The sequence below is a fragment of the Enterococcus sp. HMSC061C05 genome, assembly GCF_001814765.1.
Lineage (GTDB): Bacteria > Bacillota > Bacilli > Lactobacillales > Enterococcaceae > Enterococcus_B > Enterococcus_B lactis.
Window position 1 is genome coordinate 69,612 of sequence record NZ_KV817736.1, and the last position, 16,516, is coordinate 86,127.

At 39.0% G+C, this 16,516-nt stretch carries 15 protein-coding genes; 4 read left to right on the forward strand and 11 right to left on the reverse strand.

Annotated elements, in window-relative coordinates; genetic code table 11:
* The first annotated feature begins 241 nt into the window (after positions 1-241).
* Positions 242-1,204: a diacylglycerol/lipid kinase family protein gene (locus HMPREF2988_RS05450; RefSeq protein WP_070770144.1), complete on the forward strand. Its 963-nt coding sequence runs from the start codon at positions 242-244 to the stop codon at positions 1,202-1,204.
* Positions 1,205-1,435: 231 nt separating this feature from the next.
* Here HMPREF2988_RS05450 and HMPREF2988_RS05455 read toward each other — a convergent pair whose 3' ends face one another.
* The 4 genes from HMPREF2988_RS05455 to HMPREF2988_RS05470 form a co-directional block, all read right to left on the reverse strand.
* Positions 1,436-4,006 (reverse strand): SF1B family DNA helicase RecD2, encoded by a 2,571-nt coding sequence (locus HMPREF2988_RS05455; protein ID WP_070770145.1) that lies wholly within the window; start codon positions 4,004-4,006, stop codon positions 1,436-1,438.
* Positions 4,007-4,025: 19 nt separating this feature from the next.
* Entirely contained in the window at positions 4,026-4,685 is a 660-nt protein-coding gene (locus tag HMPREF2988_RS05460) for a histidine phosphatase family protein (RefSeq protein WP_024635131.1), read from the reverse strand.
* Positions 4,686-4,733: 48 nt separating this feature from the next.
* Positions 4,734-5,237, reverse strand: coding sequence for a tRNA (uridine(34)/cytosine(34)/5-carboxymethylaminomethyluridine(34)-2'-O)-methyltransferase TrmL (trmL, locus tag HMPREF2988_RS05465; RefSeq protein WP_002328916.1), 504 nt, complete (start codon positions 5,235-5,237; stop codon positions 4,734-4,736).
* Positions 5,238-5,457: 220 nt separating this feature from the next.
* Entirely contained in the window at positions 5,458-6,324 is an 867-nt protein-coding gene (locus tag HMPREF2988_RS05470; protein WP_002315661.1) for a methyltransferase domain-containing protein, read from the reverse strand.
* Between the two features lie 108 nt (positions 6,325-6,432).
* Between HMPREF2988_RS05470 and HMPREF2988_RS05475 the strand changes: the two genes are divergently transcribed.
* A complete protein-coding gene (locus HMPREF2988_RS05475; RefSeq protein WP_002309986.1) occupies positions 6,433-7,074 on the forward strand; it encodes a copper homeostasis protein CutC in 642 nt (213 codons plus the stop codon).
* Between the two features lie 59 nt (positions 7,075-7,133).
* On the opposite strand, the gene mgtE is transcribed toward HMPREF2988_RS05475, so the two are convergent.
* The 4 genes from mgtE to HMPREF2988_RS05495 are packed head-to-tail and all read right to left on the reverse strand — an operon-like array spanning position 7,134 to position 10,893.
* The gene (gene mgtE / locus HMPREF2988_RS05480; protein WP_002315660.1) at positions 7,134-8,495 is read right to left on the reverse strand and encodes a magnesium transporter; all 1,362 of its coding nucleotides are present in this window, start codon (positions 8,493-8,495) and stop codon (positions 7,134-7,136) included.
* Positions 8,496-8,512: 17 nt separating this feature from the next.
* Positions 8,513-9,412, reverse strand: coding sequence for an RluA family pseudouridine synthase (locus HMPREF2988_RS05485; protein ID WP_002315659.1), 900 nt, complete (start codon positions 9,410-9,412; stop codon positions 8,513-8,515).
* Between the two features lies 1 nt (position 9,413).
* Positions 9,414-10,211, reverse strand: a complete 798-nt coding sequence (locus HMPREF2988_RS05490; protein ID WP_002315658.1) for an NAD kinase — start codon at positions 10,209-10,211, stop codon at positions 9,414-9,416.
* On the reverse strand, positions 10,186-10,893 hold the full coding sequence (locus tag HMPREF2988_RS05495) for a GTP diphosphokinase (RefSeq protein WP_002309982.1): 708 nt from the start codon (positions 10,891-10,893) through the stop codon (positions 10,186-10,188). The genes HMPREF2988_RS05490 and HMPREF2988_RS05495 overlap by 26 nt, the downstream gene beginning before the upstream one ends.
* Positions 10,894-11,023: 130 nt before the next feature.
* On the opposite strand from HMPREF2988_RS05495, the gene HMPREF2988_RS05500 reads away from it, so the two are divergent.
* On the forward strand, positions 11,024-11,599 hold the full coding sequence (locus tag HMPREF2988_RS05500) for a CYTH domain-containing protein (RefSeq protein WP_002315657.1): 576 nt from the start codon (positions 11,024-11,026) through the stop codon (positions 11,597-11,599).
* 117 nt (positions 11,600-11,716) lie between these two features.
* Positions 11,717-12,394 (forward strand): ClpXP adapter SpxH family protein, encoded by a 678-nt coding sequence (locus HMPREF2988_RS05505; protein ID WP_002315656.1) that lies wholly within the window; start codon positions 11,717-11,719, stop codon positions 12,392-12,394.
* A gap of 71 nt (positions 12,395-12,465) precedes the next feature.
* On the opposite strand, the gene pepF is transcribed toward HMPREF2988_RS05505, so the two are convergent.
* The 3 genes from pepF to HMPREF2988_RS05520 form a co-directional block, all read right to left on the reverse strand.
* Positions 12,466-14,274 carry an oligoendopeptidase F gene (pepF, locus tag HMPREF2988_RS05510; protein ID WP_002315655.1) on the reverse strand — a complete coding sequence of 603 codons (1,809 nt, stop codon included), beginning with the start codon at positions 14,272-14,274 and terminating at the stop codon, positions 12,466-12,468.
* Between the two features lie 178 nt (positions 14,275-14,452).
* Positions 14,453-15,451 (reverse strand): competence protein CoiA, encoded by a 999-nt coding sequence (locus HMPREF2988_RS05515; protein WP_070770146.1) that lies wholly within the window; start codon positions 15,449-15,451, stop codon positions 14,453-14,455.
* 97 nt (positions 15,452-15,548) lie between these two features.
* A complete protein-coding gene (locus tag HMPREF2988_RS05520) occupies positions 15,549-16,202 on the reverse strand; it encodes an adaptor protein MecA (protein ID WP_002315653.1) in 654 nt (217 codons plus the stop codon).
* Positions 16,203-16,516 lie beyond the last annotated feature (314 nt).

Below are 16,516 nucleotides of genomic sequence, written 5' to 3' on the forward strand. Positions count from 1 at the left end.
TCTCCTTACGTAAGTAATGGATGATGCGCTTGCTAGGCTTTTTTGTGTTTTTCGGTCTCCAGACCTTTTTCATTCTCCTAGTCTTCTGCTATAATAACCAAGAATTAATTTTGTAACAGATGTTTTTTTGTAAAAAACAAGTTTCTTTCATTCCAAAAATAGAAAAAGCTTGCTAATTATTGGTTAACCAGCAAACAGGATGATTAAAATATCTTGTTTTATTGAATAGCAGGAGGAAAATATGAAATTCCATTATCATTTATTGATCAATCCATCGGCAGGCAGTGGAAACGGCCATAAAGTAGCAGAAAAAATCTTGCCGGTATTAAAAAATAAACATGTCGACTATACCCTTCATTACAGTGAATACAAAGGACATGATGCGGAGATTGCTGAAATTCTGGCAAAAGAAACATTAGTACCTTGGACAGAAGAACAGGAAACAATCGAAACTTTCCCTCTTTTGATCATCGTAGGAGGAGACGGTACCTTGCATCAGGTACTTGATACTTTCTATCAGATGGAAGTTGAATTTCCTGTTGCTTATATTCCAGCAGGCTCTGGAAATGATTTTGCTCGAGGAGCGGGACTTTCCAAGAATCCTAAAAAAGCACTTCAGCTGATTTTAGCAGCTCAATCACCAGATAAAGTCCATATAATGGCTTATGAAGAAAAAATAAGTGAAAAAAAAGGAATAGCTGTTAATAATTTCGGTATTGGGTTAGATGCGGCTATCGTCCACGCGACAAATCATTCTTCTACAAAAGAGCGATTGAACAAATACAACTTAGGTTCTTTTTCGTATTTGTTCTCTATTCTCCGGACTTTATTTACTCAAAAAGGATTTCCAATTCTAGTGGATGCAGGAGGAAAGCAGTTAAGTTTTTCAAATGCATTTTTATGTACAGCAACGAAGCATCCTTTTTTTGGAGGAGGAATCGCAATTGCTCCAACTGCAGATGCGTCTAAACCAGTCATTGATTTTGTCATGGTCGAACGAATCAATATTTTTAAAATCATATGGCTTATCCTTTTACTTATGCAGAAAAAACAATTGAAATCGAAATATTTCCATCACTACACAACAAACAGATTACGAATCGTTTCAACAACGCCGCAATATGGTCAAGAAGATGGAGAAGATGTCGCTCCTCGTCCTTTTGATCTGCAATTTTCTACAAAAAACCAGTTATTTTTCAAGTAATTTCGAGTATAAAGAAAAATTTTGCGGAAACGGTTGCTCGCATTTTTGCAAAAATTTGTCTTCATACCGAGAAACTGGCTTTTGAACACCGTTTACCAAGAAGAGCCTACAATTTCACTCCAACTCACCAAGAATAATTTCAAAAAGCGGATGAGGCACAAGTCGTGTCACATCCGCTTTTTAAGTGATCATTATTGCCAATAAATAGCGCATACGTATCGTCAGATTCTTTTATAATGTATACGGTGTAATGTTTTCCATACCAATCATTGGATCTACTAATTTCTGATCAATCGCTTCTGCAGTAAGAACGAACTCCTTAGGAACAGCAGGTTCTATCTCTTCTTTCTTTTCTTCCACAATCGATGAAGAAAACAGATCTGGTTCCACTGTTTCCATTACTTGGTTTTTCGATTCATTCGTTCCACTGTCGTCTTTTATAGGTAATTGTTCTTTTATGTCCTGCGACTCTTTCGTATAGGTCCCATCTTCAAATGGATCATTTCCAATCAAAGAATCTTCATAAGCTGCTAATTTTGTCCGCAGAGTGATAGTCATTTTTTCATTATCGATGATTCTTGATTTCAACGTAGTCATTCGGCTTGCCGATTCATTCGCTACACAAGTGGCATACGCTTGCTCTTCCCCTAACAAAATCAACAGTTCCTTACTCCGAGTAACCGCCGTGTAGAGTAGATTACGCTGAAGCATGCGCTGATATTGATGAACCATGGGCAAAATGACCATTTTGAATTCACTGCCCTGTGATTTATGGATCGAGCAACAATAAGAAAGAGTAATTTTATTCCACTCGTTTCTTTTATAAGTGACCTCATTTGCATCAAACTGGATAACTAATTCATCCACTTTATCTTCCGAATCTTTTGCCAAGATAATCCCCGTGATTTCTCCCATATCCCCATTGAATACATTCAATTCGGGAGTATTGACTAACTGGAGTACTTTGTCTCCTATCCGATAAACGGTGTCGTTCCAATGCACTTCCTTTTTCCCAGGTCTCCCTGGATTGAATATCTCCTGCATCATTTTATTTAACGCATCGATCCCTGCAGGACCCCGATACATTGGTGCCAATACTTGGATGTCTTGTGCACGGAATCCCTTATTTTTCGCCTTTTCCACAATTTTAGAGATCAAGGGTTCAATTTGATACGCGTCGCTTCGGAAATAGGAACGATCTTTTTGATTCTTTGTGAAATCTTTTGGTAGACGCCCTTCTTTGATTTCATGGGCAAGAGGAATAATACTAGAACCATCACCTTGTCGATAGATCTGATTGAGTTCCATTTTAGGAATTTGTTCGATTTCCAAAAGATCATGTAGCACTTGTCCAGGACCGACAGAAGGAAGCTGATCTTTATCTCCTACTAGGATAACCTGCATATTCGTCGGAATCGCTTTGAATAATGTGTTAGCCAGCCATGTATCGACCATAGACATCTCATCAACGATCAAAAGTCCGCCTTCTAATTCTTTCGTGCTGACTGAAGGTGTTTTTTCTCGTCCATTCAGCCCAAGTAAACGATGGATTGTGCTGGCAGGCAGACCTGTTGTCTCGTTCATTCGTTTAGCTGCCCGGCCAGTGGGTGCTGCAAGCAGAATAGGAAAAATTTCTTGGGTATATTTTGACGGGTCCAATTCCAGACCATTCAACTCTGCAAAAAGATTAACGATCCCATTGATCACAGTAGTTTTCCCCGTACCTGGTCCTCCTGTTAAAATAAATAGAGGAGAACGGATGGCTTCAGCGATTGCTTGTTCTTGCGAGGGTCCATATTGTATACCGAATATTTTTTCGATACGCCGAATATTTTTCTGCACTTCTTTTTCAGGATAATGGATTTCTTTTTTACGGCTGAGCAGACGTTGGATGGAATTGCCGATTCCCCATTCAGAAAAATACAAACTGTTTTCGTAAAGATTCGTTTCTTCTTGTTGGATTTTTCCTTCCTCAACAAGCTGGATAATCACAGTAGCAACCTGATCAGGCAGAATTTCGATTGGACGACTTGTTTCTAAAATACGGATGGTTTGCTGAAGCAATGTTTCCGCCGGTACGTATGTATCTCCTGTTTGAACAGCATGCTGAAAAATCTGATGCAAGATGGCTGCTCGGATTCTTCTAGGTGAATCTGCTGCAATACCGATTTGTTCGGCTAGATTATCTGCACGTTTGAACCCGATTCCTTCTATGTCTTCGACTAGCTGATACGGATTTTCTTCGATGATATCCAAAGACTCGTTCTTATAGGTCTGATAAATACTGAAGGCTAACTGACTACCGAATCCATAACGATTCAATCCCATGATTACTTGATCCATCCCGTGATTTAGACGAATCGTTTCAGCAAGCATTTCTCTTTTTGGCTTCGTTAAACCAGAGACTTGTTTTAATACCGAAGGATCAGCAATGATTTTTTCGATAGCATCTTCTCCCAGCAACTCGACGATTTTCTCTGCTGTTTTCTTACCGATCCCAGGGAATTTTTCGCTGGAAAGATAAGCTACGATCCCATTCGCAGTTGTTGGTTTTTCTTGCTCATATCTTTCGACTTTAAGCTGTCTTCCGTATTTAGGGTGATCCACTAGTTCTCCATAAAAACGATAGGTCTCATTTTCTTGGATATCGCCAAAGCTTCCGGTAACTACAATTTCTTTTTCACGGTAATCAGCTGTGGTTTCGCTGATGTGTACCAAAAGCACTTTGTAAAAATTACTAGGATTTTGAAAAAAAATCGCGGCAACTGTACCAACGAAATAAGGCATTTCTTCTGGCTGCATCGGAAGCCGCCTCCTTCTTCTATAGTAAAGGTTCTGGTGCTGTTTCAGTTCCTAAAAAATCTGTTTGGTTCCATACTTTCAGTTCATACGGCAATAATTTGCAAGGCTCTTCAGTCTCTAAAATCGTCAGGCTGCTATTGAACAAACCGCCCATTTCCCGCAACTCACTTAGCTCTTTCCCTGTCATCCATTGAATGGCAGCAGTTAATGAGGCCCCATGACCTACGAATAAAAGAGGTCCGTTTTTATGTTGAGCAACCGCATCCGCTACAACAGTTTCAATACGTGTGATTGCTGATTCAATCGTTTCTCCATGAAAAGGAGAAGGATCATATAGATCTAAGTGATTACGCAAATTCGGCAGATTCTCTGGGTATTTCTGATACATTTCATCGATTGATTGTCCTTCTAAAGTACCTAGCCCTAGTTCTCGCAGTTTATCTGTATAAAAAATCTCTACCGGACGAGCAAGCTCTTTATTGATACCTTCTGCTGTATCGCGTGCTCGTTTTGCTGTACTGGAATAAATTGCTTTAAAAGGAACATATTTTACTTTTTTCCCAAATGCTTTGATTTCTTCATAACTTTGAGGCAAAAGCGGAGAATCGCCATTGCTCCCTTGAAAACGTCTTTCCTGATTCCATTGTGTCTTCCCATGTCGGGTAAAATATAGTTCCATACGCAGCAAACTCCTGTCTTTCTTTTATTTTACTCTATAATAAACTGTCTAATCCAGCTTGTCATTTTCATAATGGTGCGTTAATTCTAAATTAGGAAATCCTTGCTGACGAAGTGCTTCGTACACAATCATTGCAGCTGTATTCGATAAATTCAATGAACGAACATGCTCATCATTCATAGGGATGCGCAAACACTTTTCCTCGTTTTCGCGCATAAACGCTTCTGGCAAGCCAGTTGTTTCCTTTCCAAATAAAAAGAAGTGCTCTTCTCCATCAGCAAAATTTTCTTCACTGTATACCTTATGAGCAAATTTTGAGATCAAGTGTAGTTTACGATCACCTAAAAATGCTAAAAAAGCTTCTAAATCACTGTGATAAGTAATATTTACATCATTCCAATAATCTAACCCTGCTCGTTTCAGATGTTTGTCATCCGTTGAAAAACCTAGGGGCTCAATTAAATGAAGCGGCGTATTCGTGGCCGCACACGTACGGGCAATATTTCCGGTGTTTGCAGGTATTAACGGTTCGAATAAAACGATATGATTCATCAGGATCATTCCTCTCATATTTATGTTCGTTTCTATTTTCTGACAATTTGATTTTTGCATAAAAAAAAACGTATCAACTCGGTGTCAGTCACTGCGAGTCGTTACGTTAGTGAAGCTCTTCTCACTAACTTTTATCAGAACAGGAACCTGATAAAAACCAATGAAAAAACAACTTGTTGCTACTATAACACCCTCAACTTACTTTTGCAACCTCTACTCTTTAAAAACTACTAGAAAACCGTTTTCTCTTAGTTCCTTTTAATAATTCTATGTCAATTGTAATCTTATTCAAAGGATTCTTGTACAAGTCTGCTTTGATTTCTTCCTCCACTTGCCACTCTAAGGGCGACATTGCTAAAAGATCTTTTCGATTTTCTTCTGGTATCTCAAATTCATAGGTCACACGCTGACGTTCAGTTAGTTTCATCGATTCAGTAAACTTTGCGACTACACGATCATTGGAATAACTTTGCTTTTCAGGTTGATTCGGATAAAAAGCCTGGCGCAGTTCTTTTAAATAATTTTCTTGCGGCACTACTTTCAGCACCTCTCCATCTTCTGACAGTACACGTTGAAATTCTTGGTAATGAGAAGGCGAAAAGATATTTAAGATCGTGTTAAATGTCTGATCAGCAAATGGCAAATTGGTCAAATCCGCTACACACCAAAATGCCTCGACAGATTGTTCCGTAGCTGCATAGACCCCTTCTTTTGAAATATCAAATCCAACAGCAGTTTGAATCTTTTTCAATTTTGAAAGTTCATTCAAGAAGCTTCCTTCTCCGCAGCCGACATCTAATAGCGAGACTTCATTAGGCAGATGCTGTGCAATAGTCTCAATAACAGGCTGGTACATGCCTGATTGGATCATTCTACGCCTTGGAACGAACATTTCTTGATCATATTCTGTTTTAACCGCGTGGGATAAAAAGTAAAGTGTTCCTTTTTTGGACAGATCAAAACGGTGATTCTTTTTGCATATCAAGCCATTATCAGACTTTTCTACCTCTTCTTGGCAAACTGGACAGCGGAACAGCTGATGTTTTTCTGCCAAAAACTGTCGTCCTCGGTCAATTTTTTTTAACATAGTTCCCCCTCATTTCTGTTTTATCTTACCGTTAGATGCTCACTTTGGCAACTGGTAAAAATATGATACAATGCCTAGAAGAAAGCGAAAGACAAAGGAGAAGATCAGATGATCAAAGAATTTTGTGCTGAAAACTACACATCTATTCCTCTGGCAATTGCCAGAGGAGCTAACCGAATCGAATTATGTGACAACTTAGCGGTCGGCGGAACGACCCCAAGTACTGGTGTGATCGAAGAAACATTAAGTTACGCAGGGGAAAAAAATATCCCTGTAATGACGATTATCCGTCCTAGAGGGGGCGATTTTGTCTATAACGATATCGAATTGAAAATTATGCATACTGATTTGATTGAAGCAAAAAAATTAGGGACGGATGGCGTAGTTTTTGGTTGTCTTACTCCCTCAGGATGGCTAGACGAAGAAGCATTGGAACTATTGATCGAAACCGCAGAAGGCGTACAGATCACCTTCCATATGGCTTTTGATAGTATTCCTGAAGAACGGCAATTTGAAGCAATCGATTGGCTAGCAGCGCACGGTGTTGACCGTATCTTGACGCATGGCGGCCCTGCTGATCAAACGATTGAAGAACATTTCCCACGGCTCAAAGAATTGATTGACTATGCAGATGGCCGTTTGATCATTTTGCCCGGTGGTGGCGTAACAGCAGCGAATGCAGCACATGTAGCTAAAGAATTAAACGTGAGTGAAGTCCACGGAACTAAAATCGTTGAACTTCAGCCATAATCTTATAAACAAAAAACATTGGCAACAAGCAGTATACTTGTTGCCAATGTTTTTGCTTTTTACATAAAATAGCCCATAAATAAAGAGGCAATATTGAAATAAATCAGTACACTTGTCAAATCACTCAAGGTCGTGATAAATGGACCGCTTGCTACCGCTGGATCAAATCCTAGACGATCCATCAGCATCGGAATCAAACTACCTGCAAGATTCGCCACTGTTATCGCAAACAGCATGGCCATCCCTATCACAAATCCTAAGATAAAATTATGTTTCCAAAAGCCCACGATCAGAAAAATCGTAATCCCTGTAACAGCTCCTGTTACGACGCCGGTCAAGACTTCAGCCAAAACAAGTCGGACAAACCCGTGATCTTTGTCATCAGAGATTGCAAGTCGACGGACAGCCACAGCCAGCGACTGGGTTCCAGCATTACCAGCTGTTCCTGTGATCAGTGAAATGAAGACCGCTAAAATGCTCGCTTCACTTACCAAGTCTTCATAATGACTGATCAAAGAAGCAGTAGACATACCTAAAAACAACAGAGTGATTAGCCAAGGCAAACGTCGAGATGCTGCCTTTACTGGATTTTCATTGATTTCTTCCACATTGACCCCGGCAAGTCCTGAATAATCGCTGGCAGCTTCATCATCAATAACGTCAATGATGTCATCGACTGTGACGATTCCCAACAAATGATCATCATAATCGGTGACAGGAAGAGCTAAGAAGTCATAATCCCTGAATGTTTGTGCCACATCTTCTTGGTCGTCGCCTACATGAACTGAAAGCACCCGCTCGCTCATCAGATCAGAAATCATAGCATCATCATCATTCACGATTAGGTCGCGTAGAGAAATAACCCCCACTAGTTGACCTTCTTGATTAACGACATAGATGTAATAGATTGTTTCAGCAACATCTGCTTCATTCTTCAGCACATACATCGCAGAGCGAACGGTTTGATTTGCTACGATCGAAACAAATTCAGTAGTCATGATTGCACCAGCTGTTTCGTCTTCGTAATGGAGCAATTCCTTGATTTCACTGGCATCGTCTGCAGACATCAAACTTAAATATTTAGCAATTTGCTTTTTATCTAACGTATTAAGCAAATCGACAGCATTATCTGTATACATCTCAGAAAGCATATCTGCTGCATAGCTAGGACGCATCTCATCCAGATATTCTTTCATATGTTCGTTATCTTCTTCAATCACATCGAACATATCCGCTAATTCTTTAGGCGACAGATAGGAATAGATCAGCTGCCTGTTCTCTTCTGTAAGAGATTGGTAGAATTGCCCCTGCTCATAGATATGCATCTCTAAAAAACTGTTTCTGAATGCCTGAATATTATTTTCCCTTAAATCTTGAGTCAACTGGGCAAATCTTTCCTCTAATTCTTGATTTTCATCCAAACCAATCTCACCTCGCCTTATTCTTCAAACCGTCTCACAACTGCCTCCATGTCTGCGGCTAAAGGCTGCTTGAACTCTAGCAGCTCTTCTGTAAATGGGTGGTAAAAACGCAGATCATAACAATGAAGGGCTTGTCTTTTTATTCCCAGATCCATTCGTCCGCTATACATATCATCACCGAGCAGTGCACAGCCAATGGCGGAAAAATGAACTCTTATTTGATGTGTCCTTCCTGTATGCAGCTGGATATCAACTAACGCGATTTCTGTTAGTCGCTTCTCTATCCAGTACTCCGTCTGTGCAGAACGTCCTTCATTAGAGACCATTCGCTTCAGTAGCGAAGAATAATCTCGGGCAATCGGCAAATCGATATGTCCATGTGCCGATAAATTGGAAAGCATTCCACTGACTAATGCTTGATATTTTTTTACAAACTTCTTTTCACGAAGTTGCGTGTCTAATTTTGCGTGCGCAAACCCATGCTTGGCAAAAAGCATCAAGCCAGACGTATCACGGTCTAGTCGTGTAACTACATGAATTACTTGGTTTTCGTACCCTTGTTTTTTGTAATAAGCTTTTACACGATTTGCCATTGTCCCATTTGGATGGTATTGGGCAGGAATGGACGAAACGCCTGCTGGTTTGTTTACTACCAGAACATGTTCATCTTCATACACGATATCGATCGGCGTTTCGTCCAAAAGTACGGTTTCATGTTCTCCTTCAGCAGGAATCACAATGGTTACCTTATCATCCTTGGCTAGAGAAAACAAGACATTTTCTACTTGATCATTGACTTTGATTTGACCGCCTTGAAATTTTATTTTCGCTAACAGACCTTTTGAGATCCCTTTTTCTTTTAAAAAATATTTTACCTGCTGAGAATGATCTTTCTCATAATCCCATGTAAACTGCATATTAATCCTCACCAATAAAGGCATCTTTCACGCGATGCCAAAAATGCATATGTCGATAAGAAGCAAAATGGATCCGTTCTTCTGCTATTCGATAATAAATAGAACGGATATCGGCTTTTGCGACATTCAATTGATCAACCGTTACAAGATAATCTTCTGTATTTTCCAATTTTATTTCCAACCACTCATCATGGGCAATCACGATCGGAGAACCCAAAGTACGAAACACTCGGTTATTCAGCGAAGCAATCTCAGCCAATTGAAAGGCATTGATACTAGGATGGATCACTGCGCCGCCGACACTTTTATTATAGGCAGTCGAACCAGTGGGTGTAGAAATCGTCAACCCATCTCCTCTGAAACTTTCAAACAATTCATTTTTAATGTATACATCGGCTACCATCGTACGATTGGCCCGTTTAATCGTTGATTCATTTAGTGCTAAAAAATGCTGATCAGGCGTTTCATCCAAATAACTGATCCGAACATCCAACAAGGGATAGCTGACACTTTGTTCCCGATTTGTTCGCAAGCTGTCTACTAGTTCTTCCAACTCGTAATCTCGCCAATCAGTATAAAACCCTAAATGACCTGTATGCACGCCTAAGAAACGCACGTCATTCAGACAATGACTGTAGTGATGAAATGCCGATAATAATGTGCCATCTCCACCAATTGAGATGACCAACTCTGGTTCATGATCATCTCGCTGGATCCCAGCTTGTTCTAATAGTGTGTTCAAGCGCTCAGCCACTTCTATGGTCTTTGCTTCTTTATTGTGAACGATCGCTACTTTCATCCCCAGCCTCCTCTCTTTCGCTTTCTTTCTTCAAAAGCGTTCGATAGTAGACATCATCTGATTTTCCTCTTCCATGGGAGAACAATCGCTGTGCTTCTTGGATTTCTTCACGGATACTAGACATCTCTTCATCCAGCTGATACGCAGCTTCTGCCGCACGCTGAAGTCGTTCACTCATTTCTTCTGGAAAAACGCCTTGATATTTATAATTCAGTGAATGCTCGATCGTTGCCCAGAAATTCATCGCAAGGGTCCGTATTTGGATTTCCGCCAAAATTTTCTTCTCACCACTGATCAACTGTACAGGATACTCGATCACCAGATGATACGAACGGTAGCCACTTGCTTTCTTATTAGTGATGTAATCCCGTTCTTGAAGAACTTTCATGTCTTTTCTTTTACGGATAATCTCAACAACTTGATGGATATCTTCTACAAACTGACACATGATCCTTAAGCCGGCAATATCAGACATTTCTTCTTCTAAGCGTCCCATCGGAATATGACGTAACTGTGACTTTGTTACGATGCTGTCAACTGGTTTGACTCTCCCAGTGACAAATTCAATTGGAACATGACGATTTTGTTCACGAAACTGTTTACGGATTCCCCGCAGTTTCACTTTCAATTCTGATACAGTTTGTTCATATGGTGCTAAAAATGCTTCCCAATCTCGTTCCATAGCTGATACCTCTACTTCATTAACATTCATTGTTTATTCTACCATATATGCAAAGTTTTTTCGTACTCTTGATTTATGCATTGACCAAAAAAAGAAAATTAGGCAGAATAGACAAAAAGGAGTCGATCAAATGACGCAAATGCTTGAAATCGAATATAAATCTATGCTGACAAAGCAAGAGTACGAGATATTCATCGCTCACTATCAATTAACAGATAAAGATTTCCGTGTACAGACTAATATTTACTTCGATACCGTTGATGAACAGCTGAAGAAACAAAATTGCGGCCTACGAATCCGTTTCGTTGGTCATCAAGCTGAATATACATTAAAAACACCTGCTGAGGAAGGACGTCTCGAAACGACGGATACCTTTGTAACAGAAGAAGCAGAAGCATTCATCTTTCAAAAACGTTTGCCTCGCTCGGGCGCAGTTTTTCAAAAACTTTCTGATTTGAATATCGATCCTGCTTCATTGATCCAAACAGGAAAGCTTACAACAAAACGGGCTGAGTTCCCTATTGAAGAAGGACTTTTAGCTATCGATGAAAGCTGGGGAGACAATCTTCATGATTTTGAACTAGAACTAGAGGTAGGGGATGCTTCTGCAGGAAAAATTGCTTTTATAAATTTTTTAAAACGTTTTTCTTTGCCTTATCGTCCTGCTAAGAACAAGATCCAACGTATGCTTGAGGCTAAAAATTAGAAACCTTTCATTTTCACAAGGCACTTGAGTTCATTTTTTTACTTTTTTCTGTTAAGTTATAGGATGTGAAAGAATCTAGTCACTAGTTGTATAGAATCTATTTTGGGGGAGATTCATATGATCGAAATCTATTTATTTGTTAATCCTTTAGGGGAATATTGTTTCGAAATGGAGCAACAGTTATTACAATTTATTGAAGAAGAGTACGGAACACCATCAAAAGAAAAGATGCAATTTCGCTTTCTTCCTTTGGTCAATTTGCAGACAATTGGGGATGTCATGCAACAAAAAGGAATTTCTCAAAACAATCTTGAGAAACGTAACCACTTATTCTCAACGACTTATTCTGCCGCATTAGACTGCAAAGCGGCTCAATTCCAAGGAAAGAAAAAAGGCCGCCGTTTTTTGATCAAACTGCAAGAAGCAGTCGGCTGCAATAACATACCATATTCTCGTGCACTTGCTGAATCGATATTTGAAGAGATTGGCGGCGATTTGAATATGTTTAAAGAAGATCGGCAATCTGACTTTGTTAAAGAAGTATTCTTTTCCGATCAAAAAATTGCTCGGGAAATGGGCATCACGAAACATCCTTCCGCAGTCGTTTACAATTACGCTTGCGATCGTGATTTTGGTGTTTTAGTAGAAGTAGAAGGCACAAGCAGCCTTTGGAGAATCAAAGAGCTGTGTAAAACAACAGATAACTCGTATCAAGTTTTTAATGGTGAACATTTACATACAAATGATTCTCAGTTCCATTCACGAACTAGCCATTTACACTTGCTTTCTAATTAAAAAAATGCGTCGACTCCCTTACAAGAGAGCCGACGTATTTTTTTCGTTTCTATTCGAAAAAATCAAAAATCTTATAAACGATCAATCAATTCTTCTAATTCGTTTAGTCGTTGTTCAAACATCGACATTGCATCTTCGATATACGCAGCCTGTGTCATATCTACTCCTGCTTTTTTCATCACTTCAACAGGATAATCACTGTTACCAGCTTTTAGATAAGCCAAATAGTTCTCTAGCGCATCTGGTTCCTGACTGAGTATTCTTTTCGCCAACGCTGAAGCAGCAGAAAAACCAGTCGAGTATTGGAAGACATAGTAATTATAGTAAAAATGCGGGATCCGTGACCATTCAAATTTGATTTCTGGATCTTCTTCGACTGCCGGACCATAATATTTTGCATTCAATTTACCATAACTATCACTTAGATATTCACTAGTCAATGGCACACCTTTTTCATCTTCCGTGTGCATGAAGTGCTCGAATTCAGCAAATTGTGTCTGGCGGAAAACTGTTCCTTTAAATCCATCCAAGTAATGGTTGAGCACATAAGCCCGGACACGAGGGTCTTTTTCTGTTTCCAATAAATATTCTGTTAGGATATTTTCGTTCGTTGTCGAAGCAATTTCTGCTAAAAAGATGGAGTAGTCACCGTATACATAAGGTTGGTTCGACCGTGTGAAATAACTGTGGACACTATGTCCCATTTCGTGGACAAGCGTAAACAGCTGATCCAATGTATCATGCCAATTCAATAAAATATATGGATTTGTGTCATAGCTTCCCGAAGAATAGGCACCACTTCGTTTTCCTTTATTTTCGACAACATCGATCCAACGTTCAGAGAATGCTTTTTCTACAATAGTCATGTACTCTTCACCCATTGGCTTCAGTGCTTCCAAAGCTTTCTCTTTTGCTTCTTCATACGTAAAGGTGATTGGAGCTTCTCCTAAGACCGGTGTATAAAGATCGTACATGTGCAGTTTTTCCACTTCTAATAAACGTTTCCGTAATTCCATATATCGATGCAGCAAAGGCAAATGCTTGTTTACCACGGCTACCAAAGTGTCGTATACACTTTCAGGAATATGATTATTGCTCAAAGATGCTTCTCTGGCAGAGCTGTAATTACGAACTTTTGCTTTAAAATTATGTCCTTTTATATGCGTACTTAAAGTAGAAGCAAACGTATTTCTAAATTGTTCATAAACACTGTACAACCCTTTAAATGCGGCTTCGCGAACACTTCGATCCGTGCTTTCTAGCAACTGACCGTACACGCCATGAGATAATTGGACTTTTTCACCATTCTCTCCTTCGATCGTTGGGAAAACTAAATCTGCATTATTCAAAACAGCAAATGTATCACTTGAAGCCTCAAAGATTTCACCTGCTCCTGCAAGAAGCGATTCCTGATCGGCAGATAAAACATGGGCACGATTATCTACTATTTGCTGGATATAGTGACGATAGACTTCTAACTTCGGTTCTTCTTTGAAATATTGCCAAATCCGTTCATCTGATAACTGCAATATTTCTGGTTCAAACCAGGAAACAGCTTCACTAACCTTTGAAAACAAACTACTTGCTCTTGCATAAAGCGCTTGATATTCTGTATTCCCAGTATCTTGATCGTTTTTAAGGTGCGCATAGACATAAATGATTTCAGTTTGGCGATAAACACTCAACACAAATTCAATCGCATCAAGAAATTGAGAAGCCCCTTGATCAAGTGTTCCTTTGTATTTTTCAGATTTTTTCAACTTTTCTGATAATTCTAGATATTTCTCATCAAATTCTTGGTCGCTTGAAAAGATCTTGGTCAAGTCCCAAGTTAAATTTTCAGGCAATTCTTCGCGTTTTGGCAACTGCTTTACTTCCATGAAATCCACTCCTTTTTATATCCTTTTGTCTCGGTCTATCAAAATAGATCCTCGTCTAACATCCACATGTTACAGCGTCTGATTTTTCTACTAATCTATGTGTCTGCTTCTATCAATTTTAGCACAACTGAAACTTGTTTTACATAGAAAACCGATTCCTGTTCTATTTTTATACTTACTATATTTTCCAAGAGGATAAATGTGTGCATTCATCAAAAAATTGCCGATAGACCATCTCTTCCTCAATCATAGGGAAAAGCCACTGCATTTTATATTCTTTTACTTGGCAAAACCATGAGCTGAAATCAGGTACTTTCTGTTGTTTTAAGGATTCTTCGTACAACATTCGATAAAGAAAAACCTGTTCTCGTAAATAAAAGAAAAACCGACTGTTTTGATAGATCCACGGTGATAGATACAAAAGGTGCTTGTGACGCAAGTAGCACTGTTCTTGTATGGATACTGTATTTTTTTGTTTGTAAATCAGCTGGCGCGCCAGCCACTTCTTCCCATCCTCGCTTAACCTGTCTGTTTTCTTCATCTGATTTATTTTGATCTCATTATTAGTAAATATTTTTTTAAGATCATTACCAGAAAAAGTCCAGCAGCTACTGAAAAAAGAAATGTGACCTGATACAGTCTCTGTAATATGATGATATAAATAAAGTTTTTGGTTCTTAAGGTCAGCTTTCCAGCAATGTACCCCCCTTTTTCTATTATAATAGCAGCAACTTTTTTCTATCAATGAAAATTGCCGCTGTCCAAGAAAAGAATGACCAAGTATCCACCATACTTGGTAACCGTTGTTCAAATAACTTTTGGTTCTTTCAACAAATCTCTGATGAGACAATCTAGAACATTGGATTTCTAATGCTAGATTAGCCAATAAAATATCTGGTCTCTGCCTCAATCTTGGCAAATAGGCTTCCAAAAATGCAGGTTCTGCTGACTGTCCCAGCCAATCCATAAAATATTCCTTTAACTGCAAGTGTTCTTCTGATTCCCCCTCACTAAAAACCGAACAGTTGTCGGTTTTTCGATGGGCAAAATGAGCACATTTTTTCTTTCCCCTTTTCAAAACCACTCTTTTCCGACAACTACGACAATAATACGTTTTCTCTTTTTCTGCATATTTAGCAGAACAGCATTCATGATATTCATTCATCGCAAGCAGCATTTTTCTCCCTCTGAACTTATTTACGTCTAACAATTTATTTACACGAAAAAGAGCCATATCGATATATGATCGATATGGCTCTTACTATAATGATGATTTATACAAAATAAAATTTCGTACGCTCGATAGCATTACGCGCCATCAGACACTTTCCATATTCATTCAATGTTTCTGGTGTACGATCGCTCTTTTCTGCAAACTCCAAAATTCGAGCAATCTGATTCTCTACATCCGCTTGGTTGAGATTCTCCATCCAGAAATGAACGACTAGGTAATAACGCTCTTCGAATAAGTACAAATCAGTCCAAGCAGACTCTAGTTCAACATCTGTTGCCAGCTGGATCACTTGCTCAAAATCTTCAAAAGCAAAAATTGCTTGTCTTTCCTGTTCTTCTAGGGCGCTTCCAGATAATTCTTCTTCCGGATCGCTACCAATAATTTGCTGACGGAGAAATTCGCTCACGTCTTCTGAATCCACAGCAGAATCTTCTGATTGAGAAACTTCTTCATCTGGCAGGTTTTTACTGATAAACAGTTCTAATCCGTCTCCTTTTGGCAAAACTTGGAAAGTGACAGCTTCGCTTCCTCGGAACTCCTCTTCGATATCAACTTCTTCCAGAATACTATAAAAGAAATTTTCGATTTCTTTGTGATTGCCAAGTAAATCCAAAAATGAAACGCCCCGTTCTTCTAAATCTTCATGACCTATCAGTACACGGATCGTATTTTCATTAATATGTTCCATTTCCATTTTGCTACACCTCACTTTGCCGCAATGTTCAATATAGATTCATTGTAGCGAAATCAGCTTAAATGTAAAGAAAAAAAATCCCGCTGTTAAGTGAATTTAATAAAACCAGCAGATTTTTCCAATCGTTCAAGCTATCTTATTTAACTATAACATTTTTGGGAGATGAATACTATATAGCCGACTTTTTAGCTAATCAATCACTTCTGTTTTTCATACCATGATCACTCTCACACCCTTTTTTGTGCCCACAATAAAGAACGCTATTTATAAAAACAAAAAAACTTGGAAAAACTATCCTCGTAATAGTTTTTCCA

Excerpts from the sequence above, each read along its gene's own strand:
- HMPREF2988_RS05460 (WP_024635131.1), bottom strand. The coding sequence starts at position 4,685 with ATGGAACTATATTTTACCCGACATGGGAAGACACAATGGAATCAGGAA.
- HMPREF2988_RS05485 (WP_002315659.1), bottom strand. The coding sequence starts at position 9,412 with ATGCAGTTTACATGGGATTATGAGAAAGATCATTCTCAGCAGGTAAAA.
- HMPREF2988_RS05455 (WP_070770145.1), bottom strand. The coding sequence starts at position 4,006 with ATGCAGCCAGAAGAAATGCCTTATTTCGTTGGTACAGTTGCCGCGATT.
- HMPREF2988_RS05520 (WP_002315653.1), bottom strand. The coding sequence starts at position 16,202 with ATGGAAATGGAACATATTAATGAAAATACGATCCGTGTACTGATAGGT.
- trmL (WP_002328916.1), bottom strand. The coding sequence starts at position 5,237 with ATGAATCATATCGTTTTATTCGAACCGTTAATACCTGCAAACACCGGA.
- HMPREF2988_RS05505 (WP_002315656.1), top strand. The coding sequence starts at position 11,717 with ATGATCGAAATCTATTTATTTGTTAATCCTTTAGGGGAATATTGTTTC.
- HMPREF2988_RS05475 (WP_002309986.1), top strand. The coding sequence starts at position 6,433 with ATGATCAAAGAATTTTGTGCTGAAAACTACACATCTATTCCTCTGGCA.
- HMPREF2988_RS05495 (WP_002309982.1), bottom strand. The coding sequence starts at position 10,893 with ATGGAACGAGATTGGGAAGCATTTTTAGCACCATATGAACAAACTGTA.
- HMPREF2988_RS05470 (WP_002315661.1), bottom strand. The coding sequence starts at position 6,324 with ATGTTAAAAAAAATTGACCGAGGACGACAGTTTTTGGCAGAAAAACAT.
- pepF (WP_002315655.1), bottom strand. The coding sequence starts at position 14,274 with ATGGAAGTAAAGCAGTTGCCAAAACGCGAAGAATTGCCTGAAAATTTA.
- HMPREF2988_RS05515 (WP_070770146.1), bottom strand. The coding sequence starts at position 15,451 with ATGCTGCTTGCGATGAATGAATATCATGAATGCTGTTCTGCTAAATAT.
- HMPREF2988_RS05500 (WP_002315657.1), top strand. The coding sequence starts at position 11,024 with ATGACGCAAATGCTTGAAATCGAATATAAATCTATGCTGACAAAGCAA.
- HMPREF2988_RS05450 (WP_070770144.1), top strand. The coding sequence starts at position 242 with ATGAAATTCCATTATCATTTATTGATCAATCCATCGGCAGGCAGTGGA.
- HMPREF2988_RS05490 (WP_002315658.1), bottom strand. The coding sequence starts at position 10,211 with ATGAAAGTAGCGATCGTTCACAATAAAGAAGCAAAGACCATAGAAGTG.